Genomic DNA, 14,337 nt, shown 5'->3' with positions numbered 1-14,337 from the left:
GCCAATTAATCAGACCACTTTACTGCACTTCCGGGTTCCCCGGATAGCCTTGGACGGCGCCACCAGGCGGCTTATTCAACAGCGTTGTCAGTCGCTGTGAACGGTATTCCAGGCGCGCCCGGATGCTGCCTCAGCCCCCCATGCCGGACCCGCAGGGGCGGGCCGGCAGGTGCTGCGGCGCTTAACCGGCGTCGTCACCGTAGATAATGCGGCTGTTCACCTTGACGGTCAGCGGGTGGTAGCCGGGCTTGGCCTCCTCGAAAATCTCGGCAGCCATCTCCTGCTTGCCACTCTCCACCAGGTTGCGGTACAGCGGGCGCAGGAATTTGTTGCGGCCAATTTCAGTGAGGAAGCTTTTGAGGCGCCCGAATGCCGGCTGGTAATCGTTACGCACGGCGATCATCAGCCAGCTGAAGGCAATCTCGTTGTTCGTCGACTCGGTCAGGTCGAAGGCGCTATCCAGCTCCTCAAGCTGCTCGTCGCTGAGCTCTTCCGGCATACCGTCGAGGAAGTACTTCCACTGGTGATAGGTCCAGTCGCCGGTATCGATGTCTGTAGCCGCGACCTCTCCGTCCAGCCACTGCTGGCGCACGGGATCGATCTTGCTGAAGGCGTCGGATTGCGGATGGGGTGCGCCTTCGGGAATACCCGGCTCGAAAATCCACTCACGGATACGCGCCTCATCGAGCTTTTCCGGGTACTGCTTGAGCAGGGTCTTCTGCAGGTACTCGACGAAGTCCTCGGTGGTAATGCTCTCAAAGGCAAAGTTATTGAAGTAGTCCAGCAGGAACTGGTCGAAAGCCTCGCGGCCAATCTTTTGCTCCAGCTCGTACAGGAACAGGGAGCCCTTCTCATAGGGGATGTTGGAGAACACCTTGTCCGGGTCACGGCCGCGCAGGTCGATGGCCATGATCTCGTCGCGGGCATCCAGATCTTCCAGGTCCGCCTGCAGGTCGTCATAGCCCAGCGCCATTTCCATGCGGTAACGCCGGTCGCCATAGATGTTCTGCATGATGCGGTTGGTGAGGTAGGTAGTGAATCCCTCATTGAGCCACAGGTCTCGCCAGCTGGCATTGGTCACCAGGTTGCCGGACCAGGAGTGCGCCAGCTCATGGGCAATCAGGGCCACCAGGCTCTTGTCACCGGCGATTACGGTCGGGGTGATGAAGCTCAGGCGCGGGTTTTCCATCCCACCGAAGGGGAAACTGGGCGGCAGGATCAGCAGGTCATAGCGGTCCCAGCGATAGGGCCCGTAAACCTCCTCGGTGGCCTCGAGCATCGACTCGGTGTCCTCGAATTCTGCGGCTGCGGCATCGAGCAGTTCAGGCTCGGCATAGACACCGGTGCGCTCGCCCATGGGCTTGAACTCCAGGTCGCCCACAGCCAGCGCCAGCAGGTATGAGGGAATCGGCTGCGGCATCTCGAATTCGTAGACGCCGTCCTTTTCCGTCTGCGGGTCATTGTTCGCGCTCATCACCGCCAACAGCTCTTCCGGGGTGCGAATAGTGGCGTTATAGGTGATGCGTACCTGGGGCGAATCCTGCAGCGGCACGAAACTGCGTGCATGGATGGCCTGTGCCTGGGTGAACAGGAAAGGGTGCTCACCGCCTGCAGTCTGCTGCGGCTCCAGCCATTGCACGCCGGAGGCGCCGGGCGAAGTCTGGTAGCGGATGGCAACGCGGGTGGCGTTTTTGGGCAGCTGGATGTTCAGCGGGGTGCCCAGGTCCGGGTCGGTCTCACCCATGGAGAACTTCACCGGCTTCAGCTCCTCCCCATGGCCGGCCCGCACCTCTTCAACCTTGATGTCGCGGGTATCCAGCACCATGGCCGGGTTCTTTCCGGTCTGGCGCTTGAAGTCCAGTATCGCCTCACCCTCGAGCACCTTGCGCTCGAAATCCACGGTCAGGTCGAGATCCAGGTGCTTCACCCGGTAGTCGTCGGTGTTGGCAAAGGAGTGATAATCCACACCGGATTCCGGTGCCGGCGAGTCCGCCTGTCGCTCAGAGGATGATCCGGTGTCGGCGCCATTCGCCGCGGGTTGGGTGGTCTCAGTCTCGGGGCTGGCGGGCTTGCCCGCGGCGCCGTCGGATTCAGGCTTGGAACAACCGCCCGCGAGAACGAGGGCGCTGCATAGCAAACTGCTACAGAGTATGCGGGGCAACATAATATGGCTCCAGGTCAATTCTGCTTATTGGTGCTGTAAGGGGAAATCCGGCAAAGCATACCCAAATGGCCCCCTGCCGGGAAATCATTAGCCCGCGGACCGCTCAGCCGGGGCTTCACTGGCGGCTCTGCGGTGCCTGCAGGGCCGCCGCGACGGGTCAATCGAGACTGAAATCGAAATCCATGTGCTCGGCGGGCGCCTGTACATAGTAGCCCTGAATGTAGTCGGTACCGCTCTGCCAGAGGGTCGGAAGCATACTGGCCTGCTCCACGTGGGGCACGATCACGCGGGTATCCGCTTCGGCCAGCTGTTGCACCATGTTGACCAGGGTATCGCTGCTCTCCCCTTCATCCTGCACTTCACGGACGAAGGACGGATCCACCTTGGCGATATCGAAGGTGACATGCTCCAGGGTCTTGAACGGGTTGAGGCCCGCACCGAAGCGACTGACCACCACCCGGCTACCGAACTCCCGCACCTGCAGGCAAAAGTCCCGGGCGGCGTGGAGGTTGCTGTTGATATCCCCCTGACTGACCTGGAAGGACACCGATTTCGGCGCCACCTTGGCCGCCTTGAAGGCCACTTTCAACCAGGCTGGCAGACCGGTATCCTTCAGCGAGGCTGCGGAGATATGCAGCAGCAGGGAGACATCCTTCCCTTTCGCGCGCTGTACGGCCGCCGCCTTGATCGCCGTCAGTATTACCCAGCGATCCATCTTCACTGCCAGGCTGTCATCGCCCAGCCCCTCCAGGAAAGACAGCGGTGAAAGCTCCTCCTTGCCATCCACCATGCGCACCAGCACCTCGTACATCTGCTCGCCGGTGCCCTGCAGACTCAGTACCGGCTGGTACAGCAATTTGAGGTTGCCGGCCTCCAGCGCCTGGACCACGCGCGCGCGGTGATAGGTATCGGCATCGCCCTCCTGGTCTGCGCCCGGTTCGAACAGTGCGAAACCATTGCCCTGGTCACTGTCCTGCCGAGCCTGGTCATGGGCCTGGAGGGCCTGGTCGATCACCTTCTGGGCATTGCCGGAGGCCTCGCTCAGCAGCGAAACACCGATGGATACGGTGATCTGTAATGTCTTGCCGGCCGCATCAAAAATCGTGTCAGCAATTTTTCGCATCAGCTCCCGGGCCCGGTGCTCGGCACTGTCAGGCGTGGTCTCCGCCATCATCAGGCAGAAACTCTCCTCTCCGTAGCGGGCCACCACGTCGCCGCGGCGCACACTCGACTGCAGCAGCTCCGCCATCTTCTTCTGTAGTGCATCGGCACCGGCAACACCCACAACCTTCTGCACCGTTTCCTCGAAACGGTCCACCTCGATATACATCAGGCCGCCGGTACGCTGGGTGCTGGCGGCGGCCTTGATGGCGGCATCCAGCATGCGCAGGAAGTGCTGCCGGTTGTAGAGGCCGGTCAGCGGGTCGCGGCTCTTGATGTCACTGAGCTGGGCCTCCAGTTCCTCAGTATTGCCGGAACTGGCGGCGATGCGCACCTGCAGACAGCGCTCCTCATCGTATACGGTGGAGAGGACCTCGGCCCGCACCGGTACAGGCCGACCGGATGCCGACCTGGCAGTGAATTTCCATTCCTGAGCCTCGACATCGTTATTGTCGATTGCACATTGCCGGAGGAAGGCCCGGGCATCCTCCTGCTCACCCTCGGTCACCATGTCAATCAACGGCTGGTATTCGACGTCATCCTTGTCCTTGTGGCCGAGGCGTTCGGCCAGGGACTGGTTGGCGTAGACAATCAGGCCGTCAGAAATGTAGGCGATGGCATCCTTGGAACTGTCGAGCAATTCCTGCGAGCGGGCCAGGCTGGCGTGATAACGGCGATCGTGCATGCGCGCCTGGCGCCGGTTGCGCAGCGCAGTGATCTCCCTCTGGATAACCAGCAGGAGGTGCTGGTCCTCATCCACGGTCACTACATCACGAGCTCCCAGCTTGAGGCCCTCCACTACCGGCTGGGCGCCACTGCGCTCGGTCAGCAACAGGACGGGGACGTCTTTCTGCAGCTTGCTGATGGTACGCAATGCCACCGCCGGGGGCAGCTGCTTGCTGGTCTCTGCGGCTATCAGGAGGTCCCAGGTATTGTCCTGGAGCAGTTTGGTCAGTGCCGGCTCGCTGGGCACGTGCTGGGCGCGATTGGGGCGGCCGGCATTGTGCAGCATGCTGACCAGGCGCTGGGCTTCAGAGGGTGTGTCGTGAATTAGAAGGAGACGAATCGTGTCGTTGCTGCTCATTTATTATGCTCTTGATACTTACATCTGCGGCCTGCATACAGGGGCACAGGCCGTCAGTGCGCCGCCGCTGGGACAGCGGCGCAAGAGCGCTAAGTGTAGGTCGCGCTATCGGTCGCTTACAAGGGCGGGCAGCCGCCAGAGGCGGGTATGCGATGGACCTCACACAAAATCGAACCGGGCAATGTTAGCAGTCGCTACTGTCTGGCGTTGCAGGCTCACGGATCTTGTGACACTGGCTGTAACCACCTCGACTTCGTCATAGGCCTTGAACAGGGGCACCGGCAGGATCAGGGCTACACCGTTGTTGTTGCCGTCCCGTGTCAGCAGGGCAGGAATCGGGGCCGAAGAGCGCCCGCCGGAACAGCGCCGGCGCACCTCCACCGGCACCACGTGGCGCGCCAGTATCTCCACCCCGGCGCGGCTGTGATCCATACGGCTCAGGTGCCAGCGAATCACGCCCACCTGCCAGCCATCGGGCATCCGCACCCCCACCAGCTCACCGACCCGCAGGCGTTCGCTGGCGGCAGACGGCAACTTCAATCCCAGGCCGCTGGCACTGCGATTGAAAACTTCCGCCACCTCAGTCTGGTAGTGACGGGCGGCACCACTGGCCTGCACCCGCCGCTCGCTCCTCAGGCTGGGGGCATTGGGCAGGCTGACATCGTAATCACTCAGGGTGCGACCGGACTGGTAGTCCACGGACTCCGCCTCCAGACACACGCGTTCCTCCACCGCACCCAGCCAGGCAGATACATCTCCCCCGGGGCTGCCACTGCCCCCTTCCCGCAGGTTGAAACAGGTGGATCCCAGACCGACGGTGACCAGGCAATCTCCCCGTTCGGGCCGTCGGTTGTCACCGCGACCGACTGCACCGCCCCATACAGAGCGAACTCGTTCCACCAGCGGATCAAAATTCCTCTCCAGGTGCTTGTCCAGCCGCTGCAGGATCCCGGTCAGGTTTACCTTCCATCCGCGGGGCGCGGAAAACCGGCCACTGGTGAGCTCTTCTTCAGCCAGTCGACCCGCGGGCAGCGGCGCCCGGTCGACGGCAGTGGTCGCCATCAGGCCCTGGCCCGGGGCGGACCAGGTTTCCTCCAGTGTTGCCAGGCGGCACCACTCCCGGGTCCTGCGCCAGAGCCCATCCTGCTGCTCGTAATCCAGCTGGCCGGGGTTGGCACTGAAAAACAGCGCCGCCTGCATATAGGCATCTATGGCGCTGGCACGCCCGCGTGAATCCAGCGGATCCGCCACACGGCGCCAGGCAACCTGCTGCGGAAACCCCCGCTGCAGGAGTAATTGCATATTGCGCCAGCAGCGCTCCGGCGGAGCCAGGCCAAACCGGGAGGCCACCCGCAGCAACCGGCCGCAGGCATCCACCGCCCGGTGCAGCACGCGGGCGCGCTTCTGCCGCAGCACGAAGGGAACCCCGGCGGTATCTTCCAGCTGTACCCACAGGCCGGCGTAGGCAACAAACAGCTTTTGCAACACGCCCACCACGGGCTGCAGGCTGCGGCGCAACTTGTCCAGCTGTGTGCCACTGATTGCACTGCGTTGGGTGACGATGGCGTCGTTACAGGAGATGACGTACTGGCGCAGCAGCTCCAGCATGGGCAGGCGGGTGGCCGCCGGCGCGCGCCACTGGCCGAGCTCTTCGAGCAACCCCGACAGCAGCGTGACCAGCCTCTGCTGGTCCGAGGGATGGAAAGGGTGGAGTTCATACTGGCTCAACCACCGGTCCAGCTGGCTTTCGCTGGCACAACCGCAGCTCAGCGCTGGCAGCGCGCGTGATGGTAATCCGAGCTCAATCGCGAAACTGGCGGGGGCCATCCGGCTGCGGGCGGAACCCTTGATATCGTCCTTCATTCTGTCTGTAACCATCCATTGGGCTACAGCAGTATATGAACAGCCAATTTGACCGAACAAGCCTTAAAAGATGCTTTTGGCGCCGATATTGCGACAAGGATCACGCCAAAAGCGCCAAACAAGTCTAACCCGGCATCACCCTTTGGCTGCTGGCGCCGGGGGGCCGGCAATTTCAAAGGGGTGTTTTTGAGCGCTCCCCCGGAATCTCCCGCACCAGCCGCGGGACCAGGTACCCCGGTAGTTGCTCACGCACCCCGCGAACCAACTCCAGGGCTGTCTCGTCATCCACCTCAAAGTGCGCCGCGCCCCGCACCCGGTCCAGCTGGTGCAGGTAGTACGGCAATACGCCGCTGTCGAACAGCGCCTCACCCAGTGCCGACAGGGCGGCCACTGAGTCGTTGACCCCCCGCAGCAGGACAGCCTGGTTTAGCAGGGTCACCCCGGCGGCGCGCAGCCTCTGCAGCCCCGCACGTACCTCACCGTCGATTTCGTTGGCGTGGTTACAGTGCAGTACCAGCACAGGCTTGAGGCGCGTGCCGGCCAGCCAGGCCAGCAGTTCATCGGTAATGCGGCTGGGCGCCACCACCGGCAGACGGGTGTGTACCCGCAACTTATCCAGGTGCGGGACCGCGGCCAGCTCTCCCGCCAGCCGCGCCAGCTGGCGGTCATTCAGGACCAGCGGGTCGCCACCACTCAGGATGACTTCGCGCAGGCCGTCCTGGCCACGAATGTACTCGAGTGCCCCCTGCCACTGCGTGCGGCTCAGGTGATTGTCCCCATAGGGGAATTCCCGCCGGAAACAGTAACGGCAGTTGATGGCACACTGGCCCGCGGCAATCAACAGCAGCCGCCCGCGATACTTGTGCACGACCCCTGGTACCGGGTTGGCGTGCGCCTCGCCCAGCGGGTCGCCGCTGAACCCCGCCGCCGGCTCGAGTTCCGGCGCCCCCGGGAGCACCTGCAGCAATAACGGGTCCTGAGGGTCACCGGGGCGCATACGGCGCAGGTACGGCCGCGGCACCCGCAGGGCAAAGCCGCCAGCGGCGCGCAGGGCGTCGGGCAGCTGTTTCGGGTCCAGCCCGAGCAGGCGCACGAGCTCGGCGGGATCCGTGACCAGGTCGGCCATCTCGTCCTGCCAGCGGCGGCCGGAGGCTTCCTCCCGGGCAATGATTTCACTGGCGGCTGGGACGTGCTGTATCATAGGTGGCTATTCTGTGGCGCAAAGCGCGCAAATTTTAAGCAGTTACAGTGAAATTTAAAGAGCGGGCGGCGTTTTTTATTCAGGCCGCCACGCTTGTCTGATTCAGAGGAACTCATGGCTAGTTATTCCACCAACGAATTCAAGGGCGGTCTGAAAGTAATGCTGGACGGCGATCCCTGCTCCATCGTGGAGAACGAATTCGTCAAACCCGGCAAGGGCCAGGCATTCAACCGGGTCAAGCTGCGCAACCTCAAGACCGGCCGGGTCTGGGAGCGCACTTTCCGCTCCGGCGAGAGCCTGGAGGCAGCCGACGTTATGGACCGGGAAATGGAGTACCTGTACAACGACGGTGAGTTCTATCATTTCATGGAACCGGACACCTTCGAGCAGCACCCCGCCAGCGTCGAGGCCGTTGGCGATGCCGCCAAGTGGCTGAAAGAGCAGGACATGTGCACCGTCACCCTGTACAACGGCACACCGCTGGCCGTAACCCCGCCCAACCATGTAATCCTGGAGATTACCGACACCGATCCGGGCCTGCGCGGCGACACTGCCCAGGGTGGCAACAAGCCTGCTACCCTGTCCACCGGCGCCGTGGTCAAGGTACCGCTGTTCCTGGAGATCGGCGAGACAATCAAGGTCGACACCCGCACCGGCGAATACCTGGGGCGCGCCAAGGAAGACTGATCCCCGCGTTCCAATTGTTTTACCGGCGGCCGCCGGTCGCGATCGAGCGCGGGAGAGCCCCGCTGGTGATCGCGGCCCGCGGCCGCCGGCGCTTGAGGCTCCCGCACAATGACTGATACCAGCTGGCAACCCACCGCCTCCATCGCGGCATTGCGCCAACGCGCCGCCCTGCTGGCCCGGGTCAGGCAGTTTTTCACCGCCCGGGAGGTGCTGGAAGTGGAGGTGCCGGTGCTTTCCCGGCGCGCCACCAGCGATCCCCATATCGACTCCATCACCGCACTGTGCAAGGGGGAGGCCGCCTACCTTGCCACCAGCCCGGAATTCGGCCTCAAACGGCTGCTGGCAGCCGGCCTGGGAGACTGCTACTACCTGGGCAAGGCTTTTCGGGATGGGGAGGCCGGCGGCCGGCACAACCCCGAATTCACCATGCTCGAGTGGTACCGCTGTGACTGGGACGACCGCGCGCTGATGCGTGAGGTGGGCGACCTGCTGGGCGAAGTACTGGGCATCGCCAGGATGGAGTCCCTGAGTTATCGGGAACTGTTTTTGCGGCACCTGGAGCTGGACCCCCACACGGCCACCGAGGAGCAATTGCGCGCATGTACCGCACGACACCTGGAGCTGTCATTTGCGCCCGCGGATCGCGACGAGTGCCTGGACCTGTTGATGAGCCACCACCTCGAGCCGCGCATGGGCAGCGGCATCACTCTGCTGTACGACTTCCCCGCCAGCCAGGCGGCCCTGGCCAAGGTGCTGCCCGACGACAGTGGCACTCCCGTGGCGCGGCGCTTCGAGGCCTACGTGGGCGGCCTGGAGATCGCGAATGGCTACTGGGAGCTGACCGACCCGGCAGAGCAGCTGCGCCGCTTCCAGGCAGACCACCGTTACCGCGGGACACACAAGCTGCACGTCTACCCTTTCGAGGAACGCCTGGTCGACGCGTTGGCGGCCGGAATGCCTGAATGTGCCGGCGTGGCACTGGGTATCGATCGTCTGCTGATGCTGGCGGGGGATTACGACAGGATCGAGGACGTCATCGCCTTTCCCATCGGCCGCGCCTGAGGCGTGTGCCCGGGGCTCAGGGCTCGAACAGATAGCGGCTCACCTGGCCCACGGCGAAAAAGCCCGCATCCAGGTAGGCGCTCTGGCGGTCTTCCGCGGTGAGAGCGACAACGTATTTGTGGTGGCTGTGGACCGCCTGTGCCAGCAGGTGATGGAACAATGCCCGGCCGATGCCCTTGCCCCGCTGGGCCTCTAGCGTTTGCAGGTCGTATATGCCCAGCGCATCGGCGGAGGCGAACAGACAGCCCGAAGCCACTGCCTCTCCATCCAGCCGGGCCAGGTAAAACTTCAGGCGGCTGCGCTTCTGCTCGGGAATCTCCGCCAGCTTCTGGTAGAACTTGCGAATCTGCGGTGCTTCGCGGGTACCATCGAAAGCCTGCGCCTGCAGCTCGCCGTATTCCCCGAGCTGTTCTGCGCCCACGGCCACGATCTCCAGCCGCTCACGCAGCTCCCCTGGCAGTTTTTCATCCGCCGCAAGCCGCTGAACTTCGATGGCCATGGCCACCAGGGTGTCGCGATGGGTCAGCTTGAGCTCCGCCATTTCCGCCTCATCCATGGGCTTGCTGGCACAGTGCCACAGGGTGAAGGGGCTGTGGCGCTCGGCAAAATAGTCCACCACGAATCGCTTCAGGATCATCGCCGGAACGACCGCATTGGTCACCGCCTGGTTGAACGTGTGCGACAACAGGCCACTGTCGCTGCGCACAATGCTGGTGATCTCCCTGGTCTGGTCCGGGTTGATCAACCCGGCGCAATAGCTGGCCCGGGACTCCAGGTTGCGGCAGACAAGGTTCTTGGCGCTGAGACTGTATTTCATGGCTTTCAGGATAGTTGTGTTTACCGGTCCAACGGGCCACCGGCATTCTGCCCGCTGGCCCCCGGCTGGACTGCCGTTGCGCTAAGTCTAGGCACCGGGGAAAGCAATTCCGACCACAAATGAGAACAAATGATCCAGGCGGGTCACCCGGACCTGCCGGTCAGGGTAGCTGACGGTCTACCTGGGTCAGGGCGCAGTGATCCATGGACAGGGCCGGCGCATCACAGCTGGCGTCACAGATAACCCGCGCCGGCACGCCGGCCACCAGCTTCTTCGCCGGCACCGACTTGAGCACCACGCTGCCCGACGCCACCTGTGCACAGCGCCCGATTTCGATATTGCCCAGCACCTTGCTGCCGGCCCCGATCAGCACCCCTTCCCGTACCTTGGGGTGGCGGTCACCACTTTCCTTGCCGGTACCGCCCAGGGTCACTGACTGCATGATGGAGACATTGTTTTCCACCACCGCGGTCTCGCCGATCACGATACCGGTGGCGTGGTCCAGCAATATGCCCTCGCCCAGGGTCGCGGCCGGGTGAATGTCCACGCTGAATACCACCGAGATACGGTGCTGCAGGAACAGTGCCAGCGAGCGGCGCTGCTGCTGCCAGAGCCAATGCGCCACGCGCCAGGCCTGCAGGGCGTGAAAGCCCTTGAAGTACAGGAAGGGCTCATACAGTGAGGAGCAGGCCGAATCGCGCTGCTGCACGGCCCTCAGGTCGGCGCGCACGGCATGGCCGATGGCGGGATCGCTGTCCAGCGCTTCGTCGATCACCTCGCGGATCAACAATGCCTGGGCTACCGGGCTATCAAGCTTGTTGGCGAGATGGAAGCTGAGCGCCGATTCCAGGGTCCCATGGTTGAGGATCGTTGCGTGCAGGAAACTGGCCAGGATTGGCTCGTGCTCCGCCTGTTGTGCCACGTCGGCGCGGATTTGCTGCCATAGTGGGTCAGCCTGCTGGTCGAGGGTATTGAGCTGATGGACTGCCATCGGGTATCGCTCCTTCACCGGCGCCGCTAACTACGCCGTGGCCGTTGTGTGCTGTATCAGACCGCGCCGAGCGTCAGGGTCGGCTCCAGCAGAGCCGACTGCTGCTCGCGCAATGCCAGTATATGTTCCGCCCAGTAGCGCGGTGTGTTGAACCAGGGGAAGGCCTGCGGGAAAGCCGGGTCTTCCCAGCGTCGTGCCAGCCACGCCGCATGGTGCATCTGCCGCAGGCAGCGCAGTGGCTCAACCAGTTGCAATTCTTGAGGGTTGAAACGGCAAAAAGTTTCATAACCCTCGATCACCGTATCCAGGTAGGCGGTCTGGTCCGCCCGACTGCCGGACAGCAGCATCCAGATATCCTGGATCGCGGGCCCGCTCAGGCAATCGTCGAAATCCACAAACCAGGGCGTCTCGTTCCGCCACAGGAAGTTGCCCGCGTGGCAGTCGCCGTGCAGGCGCAGGGTTGACCACTGTTGCTCAAAGAGCGGCGCGATCTGCTCGATGATATGGGCGGTCACCGAGGCATAAGCCTCGCGGTTTTCCGCCGGCAGGAAATCACCGGCAAGGATAAACTCCCGGCTGTCGATGGCGAAATGCTGCAGCGTCAGCGCCGGGCGGTGTTCGAACGGCCGCGCACGGCCGATGGCATGGATACGGCCGAGCATGGTGCCCACCTGCTCCAGGTGCTCAAAATTATCCAGTTCCACCTGACGGCCGCCGCGGCGGGGGAACAGCGCAAAGCGGAACCCGTGCGCCTCCATCAGGGTGCGGCCATCGAACACCAGCGGCGCAACGACCGGGATCTCGGCCTCGGCCAGCTCGAGGGAGAAGGCGTGCTCCTCCAGAATCTGCGCATCGGTCCAGCGACCCGGTCGGTAGAATTTGGCGATAAGCGGCTCACCGTCCTCGACCCCCACCTGGTAGACGCGGTTCTCATAGCTGTTCAGCGGGAAGATACGCGCGTCGGAGAGCAGCCCGGTGGTTTCCACGCAGTCGATAACCACGTCGGGGGTCAGGGCATCGTAGGGGTGTGGGCTCGCGGACATAACGGCAACCGGCTGGATGATGGCCGGCTATGCTAACGCGCGCCCCGGGGGGCGCACAAACCCGCCGAAGAACCATTCCCTCAGCTGGCCGGTGACCGTGTGGCCCGTTGCATCAGGTAGCCCAGCACCGCGGCCAGTATCAACAGGGCCGGCACGTCCCCGAGCAGGTTGTGCCGTTCGGTGCTGTCGACAAGCGCCTGTACCAGCATGATCAGGCCATGCACGACGCTGGACCAGACGGTAAACCAGATCAGGCTGGCGTTGCCCAGCGGATCCCGCGCAGCCCGGATCAGGAACACGCCCAGGGTGGCGTAAACGCCCATGATCATTTGTTCGTATTCATACTGCCGCGGAGTCCAGCCCCAGCCCTCAGGCCAGACCCACATCATCATGGCGTAGATGCCGAAAATGAAAAACAGCCCGAAAACAACCAGGACAACTCTCAGGCAGCTGACGGCGGCTTTAGGTCCCATGACGGCCTCCTTCAGGTTGGTGGTGACGGCCCGGCTATTCCTTCTCAGGTATACGGCAGGCCATCCGGCGGCTGATCATACTCGCCGTGAGCAGAGCCGCCCCTCGACCCAGCCTGTGCCGTGCCAGCGGGCCGCGCGAGAAACAACCCCCGGCACTATCCCGCCGATGGCTCAGGCCTCGGCAACGCCCTGCTCCCGGCGTTCAGCGGGCGCCGGCTCCTGCGCCACCTGTTGCCGGCCTGCGCGCTTGAGCTCGCGCAGGTAGCCGTGCAGGATTTCCGCGTCCAACCCATGCAGCATCAGGCGGAAACCCGCCTGCAGTGTCGTGTGCGGGACCATTGGGTGACGGTTACTGACCAACGACAGGGCAGTTGGGTCATTCAGCAACTTACCAATATAGATGGAAATGGTTTCATCGAGCTGCAGGGAATTACTGGCCCGCCAGAAATCGTGATCGGAGAGGAAAAGGGCATAAAGGGGAGTGTAGAGTTCGATCGCTGTCTGCAGGTCGAGGACACTGGTCGCATACCGGCCTCCCGGTTCCAGGTCAAAATCACCATCGGAAATGGCACTAAAGTCCAGGCTGGCGGGGGGTTGGATTTCACGCCCCTGGTCGGCCAGCTGCTGGCTCAGCTCACCGATGAAATTGTAAATATTGAGGTCGTGAATCAGGAACGTATCGTCCAGGAGGTCTTCCAGCTTCCGCGGCCGCAACGGGCGGGTGCTGCTGATCGCAACGCCTCCCACGTTGTCGGCGATAAACTGCAACAGCTCCGTGCCGATATTGAAATGGCGCAGGATCAGGTAGTTGGCGTCCGCGCGCACAAAGTACCGCAGCCCCCAGTAGATAGTCCGGTGCAGCACCCACGATGAATGCCAGCGCTCAGGAATCAACAGCCGCAACAACTGCACCAGCACAATCGAGAGTCGGGCCAACGGTCGCACCAGTGGCAGCAGCAACCGGCGTGACCAGGTATTATGCCCGGCCAGCAGGGCGCGCTTGGCCCGGTCATGGATAGGCAGGCTGCGATCCAGGTAGAGCACCAGCCAGGGGTTGGGGTCCGTGTGGTTGAGGCTCGACTGCTCGAAGTCGCTGTTCCAGCCCATCAGTAACTCCCCAGCTCTTCCAGCTGCAACAGGTAAAGGCGACCGGTGACACGCGCGGTGTGCGCGATGCGACTCGCAAGCCCGGGCTCCTGCAACAGGCCGGAGTCGAACAGTTCGTGTAGCTGCTGCAGGTGGTCTTCATCGTGCTCGGCGTGGTAAAGGTAGAAACTCACCTGGTCATCCTGCAGCTCCAGGTGCTGCTGCAGGGCGCCGGCAAACATACCGGCAAAGTGCTTACCCAGCCCCTCGATCATGAACATGGCCCCCAGCAGGTCGAGGGGATCCGGCCGGGAAGCCCGCTGCATCATCCAGGCTGACAGGGCGCTGGCACCAATATTTTTCTGTCCCAGGCGCAATTGCTGCACGTCTCCTCCGACCCGTCGGTAATCCTGTTCCAGCATGCGGTAATCCCGGTGCTCGGTACCCGCATGGCGCAGGAACTGCGAGCGGAGCTCGAGATGGTCGCGGCCGATTGAAGAAGCGGCCCGTGATATCCAGCAGGCACCATCGATAACCTGTTGGTAGTGATCGTGCAGTAACAGCCGGTAATCCTCCAGGCGGATGGCACCACGCAGTGCCCGTGCAATAATTGGCACCTTTACCAGCCGGCTCTCAAATTCCGCCCAGGTTCGCCCCAGTTCCCGGACCAGCCTCTGGCCCTCGCTCAATTCATGCTGCATCGTT

The 14,337-nt window shown here is 63.1% G+C and carries 12 protein-coding genes; 2 read left to right on the top strand and 10 right to left on the bottom strand.

Annotated features, from left to right (window positions below; all coding sequences use genetic code 11):
• Nucleotides 1-181 precede the first annotated feature (181 nt).
• The 4 genes from LVD11_RS11935 to epmB all read right to left on the bottom strand — a co-directional run bounded on the left by LVD11_RS11935 (nucleotide 182) and on the right by epmB (nucleotide 7,473).
• The gene (locus tag LVD11_RS11935) at nucleotides 182-2,164 is read right to left on the bottom strand and encodes a M1 family metallopeptidase (protein ID WP_237059311.1); all 1,983 of its coding nucleotides are present in this window, start codon (nucleotides 2,162-2,164) and stop codon (nucleotides 182-184) included.
• Nucleotides 2,165-2,321: 157 nt separating this feature from the next.
• Nucleotides 2,322-4,409, bottom strand: coding sequence for an EAL domain-containing response regulator (locus tag LVD11_RS11930; protein ID WP_237059310.1), 2,088 nt, complete (start codon nucleotides 4,407-4,409; stop codon nucleotides 2,322-2,324).
• Between the two features lie 159 nt (nucleotides 4,410-4,568).
• Nucleotides 4,569-6,272, bottom strand: coding sequence for a cyclic-di-GMP receptor FimW-related protein (locus LVD11_RS11925; protein ID WP_237059309.1), 1,704 nt, complete (start codon nucleotides 6,270-6,272; stop codon nucleotides 4,569-4,571).
• A 172-nt stretch (nucleotides 6,273-6,444) separates the two neighbouring features.
• A complete protein-coding gene (epmB, locus tag LVD11_RS11920) occupies nucleotides 6,445-7,473 on the bottom strand; it encodes an EF-P beta-lysylation protein EpmB (protein ID WP_237059308.1) in 1,029 nt (342 codons plus the stop codon).
• A gap of 114 nt (nucleotides 7,474-7,587) precedes the next feature.
• Between epmB and efp the strand changes: the two genes are divergently transcribed.
• Nucleotides 7,588-8,160, top strand: coding sequence for an elongation factor P (gene efp, locus LVD11_RS11915; RefSeq protein WP_237059301.1), 573 nt, complete (start codon nucleotides 7,588-7,590; stop codon nucleotides 8,158-8,160).
• A 108-nt stretch (nucleotides 8,161-8,268) separates the two neighbouring features.
• Nucleotides 8,269-9,222: an EF-P lysine aminoacylase EpmA gene (gene epmA / locus LVD11_RS11910; RefSeq protein WP_237059300.1), complete on the top strand. Its 954-nt coding sequence runs from the start codon at nucleotides 8,269-8,271 to the stop codon at nucleotides 9,220-9,222.
• Nucleotides 9,223-9,238: 16 nt separating this feature from the next.
• Here epmA and LVD11_RS11905 read toward each other — a convergent pair whose 3' ends face one another.
• The 6 genes from LVD11_RS11905 to LVD11_RS11880 form a co-directional block, all read right to left on the bottom strand.
• Nucleotides 9,239-10,039, bottom strand: a complete 801-nt coding sequence (locus tag LVD11_RS11905) for a GNAT family N-acetyltransferase (protein ID WP_237059299.1) — start codon at nucleotides 10,037-10,039, stop codon at nucleotides 9,239-9,241.
• A gap of 160 nt (nucleotides 10,040-10,199) precedes the next feature.
• Nucleotides 10,200-11,030, bottom strand: coding sequence for a serine O-acetyltransferase (cysE, locus tag LVD11_RS11900; protein ID WP_237059298.1), 831 nt, complete (start codon nucleotides 11,028-11,030; stop codon nucleotides 10,200-10,202).
• Between the two features lie 56 nt (nucleotides 11,031-11,086).
• Nucleotides 11,087-12,073: a serine/threonine protein kinase gene (locus LVD11_RS11895; protein ID WP_237059297.1), complete on the bottom strand. Its 987-nt coding sequence runs from the start codon at nucleotides 12,071-12,073 to the stop codon at nucleotides 11,087-11,089.
• Nucleotides 12,074-12,153: 80 nt separating this feature from the next.
• The gene (locus LVD11_RS11890) at nucleotides 12,154-12,546 is read right to left on the bottom strand and encodes a DUF6632 domain-containing protein (protein ID WP_237059296.1); all 393 of its coding nucleotides are present in this window, start codon (nucleotides 12,544-12,546) and stop codon (nucleotides 12,154-12,156) included.
• 171 nt (nucleotides 12,547-12,717) lie between these two features.
• The gene (locus LVD11_RS11885) at nucleotides 12,718-13,653 is read right to left on the bottom strand and encodes a DUF6999 family protein (RefSeq protein WP_237059295.1); all 936 of its coding nucleotides are present in this window, start codon (nucleotides 13,651-13,653) and stop codon (nucleotides 12,718-12,720) included.
• The gene (locus LVD11_RS11880) at nucleotides 13,653-14,333 is read right to left on the bottom strand and encodes an iron-containing redox enzyme family protein (protein ID WP_237059293.1); all 681 of its coding nucleotides are present in this window, start codon (nucleotides 14,331-14,333) and stop codon (nucleotides 13,653-13,655) included. The genes LVD11_RS11885 and LVD11_RS11880 overlap by 1 nt, the downstream gene beginning before the upstream one ends.
• Nucleotides 14,334-14,337: the final 4 nt, after the last annotated feature.

The organism is Microbulbifer sediminum (assembly GCF_021729035.1).
Classification (GTDB): Bacteria; Pseudomonadota; Gammaproteobacteria; order Pseudomonadales; family Cellvibrionaceae; genus Microbulbifer; species Microbulbifer sediminum.
This window is presented reverse-complemented; position numbering and strand designations above follow the sequence as displayed.

Coding starts and splice junctions, on each gene's coding strand:
- LVD11_RS11935 (WP_237059311.1), bottom strand. CDS start 2,164: ATGTTGCCCCGCATACTCTGTAGCAGTTTGCTATGCAGCGCCCTCGTT.
- LVD11_RS11930 (WP_237059310.1), bottom strand. CDS start 4,409: ATGAGCAGCAACGACACGATTCGTCTCCTTCTAATTCACGACACACCC.
- LVD11_RS11925 (WP_237059309.1), bottom strand. CDS start 6,272: ATGAAGGACGATATCAAGGGTTCCGCCCGCAGCCGGATGGCCCCCGCC.
- epmB (WP_237059308.1), bottom strand. CDS start 7,473: ATGATACAGCACGTCCCAGCCGCCAGTGAAATCATTGCCCGGGAGGAA.
- efp (WP_237059301.1), top strand. CDS start 7,588: ATGGCTAGTTATTCCACCAACGAATTCAAGGGCGGTCTGAAAGTAATG.
- epmA (WP_237059300.1), top strand. CDS start 8,269: ATGACTGATACCAGCTGGCAACCCACCGCCTCCATCGCGGCATTGCGC.
- LVD11_RS11905 (WP_237059299.1), bottom strand. CDS start 10,039: ATGAAATACAGTCTCAGCGCCAAGAACCTTGTCTGCCGCAACCTGGAG.
- cysE (WP_237059298.1), bottom strand. CDS start 11,030: ATGGCAGTCCATCAGCTCAATACCCTCGACCAGCAGGCTGACCCACTA.
- LVD11_RS11895 (WP_237059297.1), bottom strand. CDS start 12,073: ATGTCCGCGAGCCCACACCCCTACGATGCCCTGACCCCCGACGTGGTT.
- LVD11_RS11890 (WP_237059296.1), bottom strand. CDS start 12,546: ATGGGACCTAAAGCCGCCGTCAGCTGCCTGAGAGTTGTCCTGGTTGTT.
- LVD11_RS11885 (WP_237059295.1), bottom strand. CDS start 13,653: ATGGGCTGGAACAGCGACTTCGAGCAGTCGAGCCTCAACCACACGGAC.
- LVD11_RS11880 (WP_237059293.1), bottom strand. CDS start 14,333: ATGCAGCATGAATTGAGCGAGGGCCAGAGGCTGGTCCGGGAACTGGGG.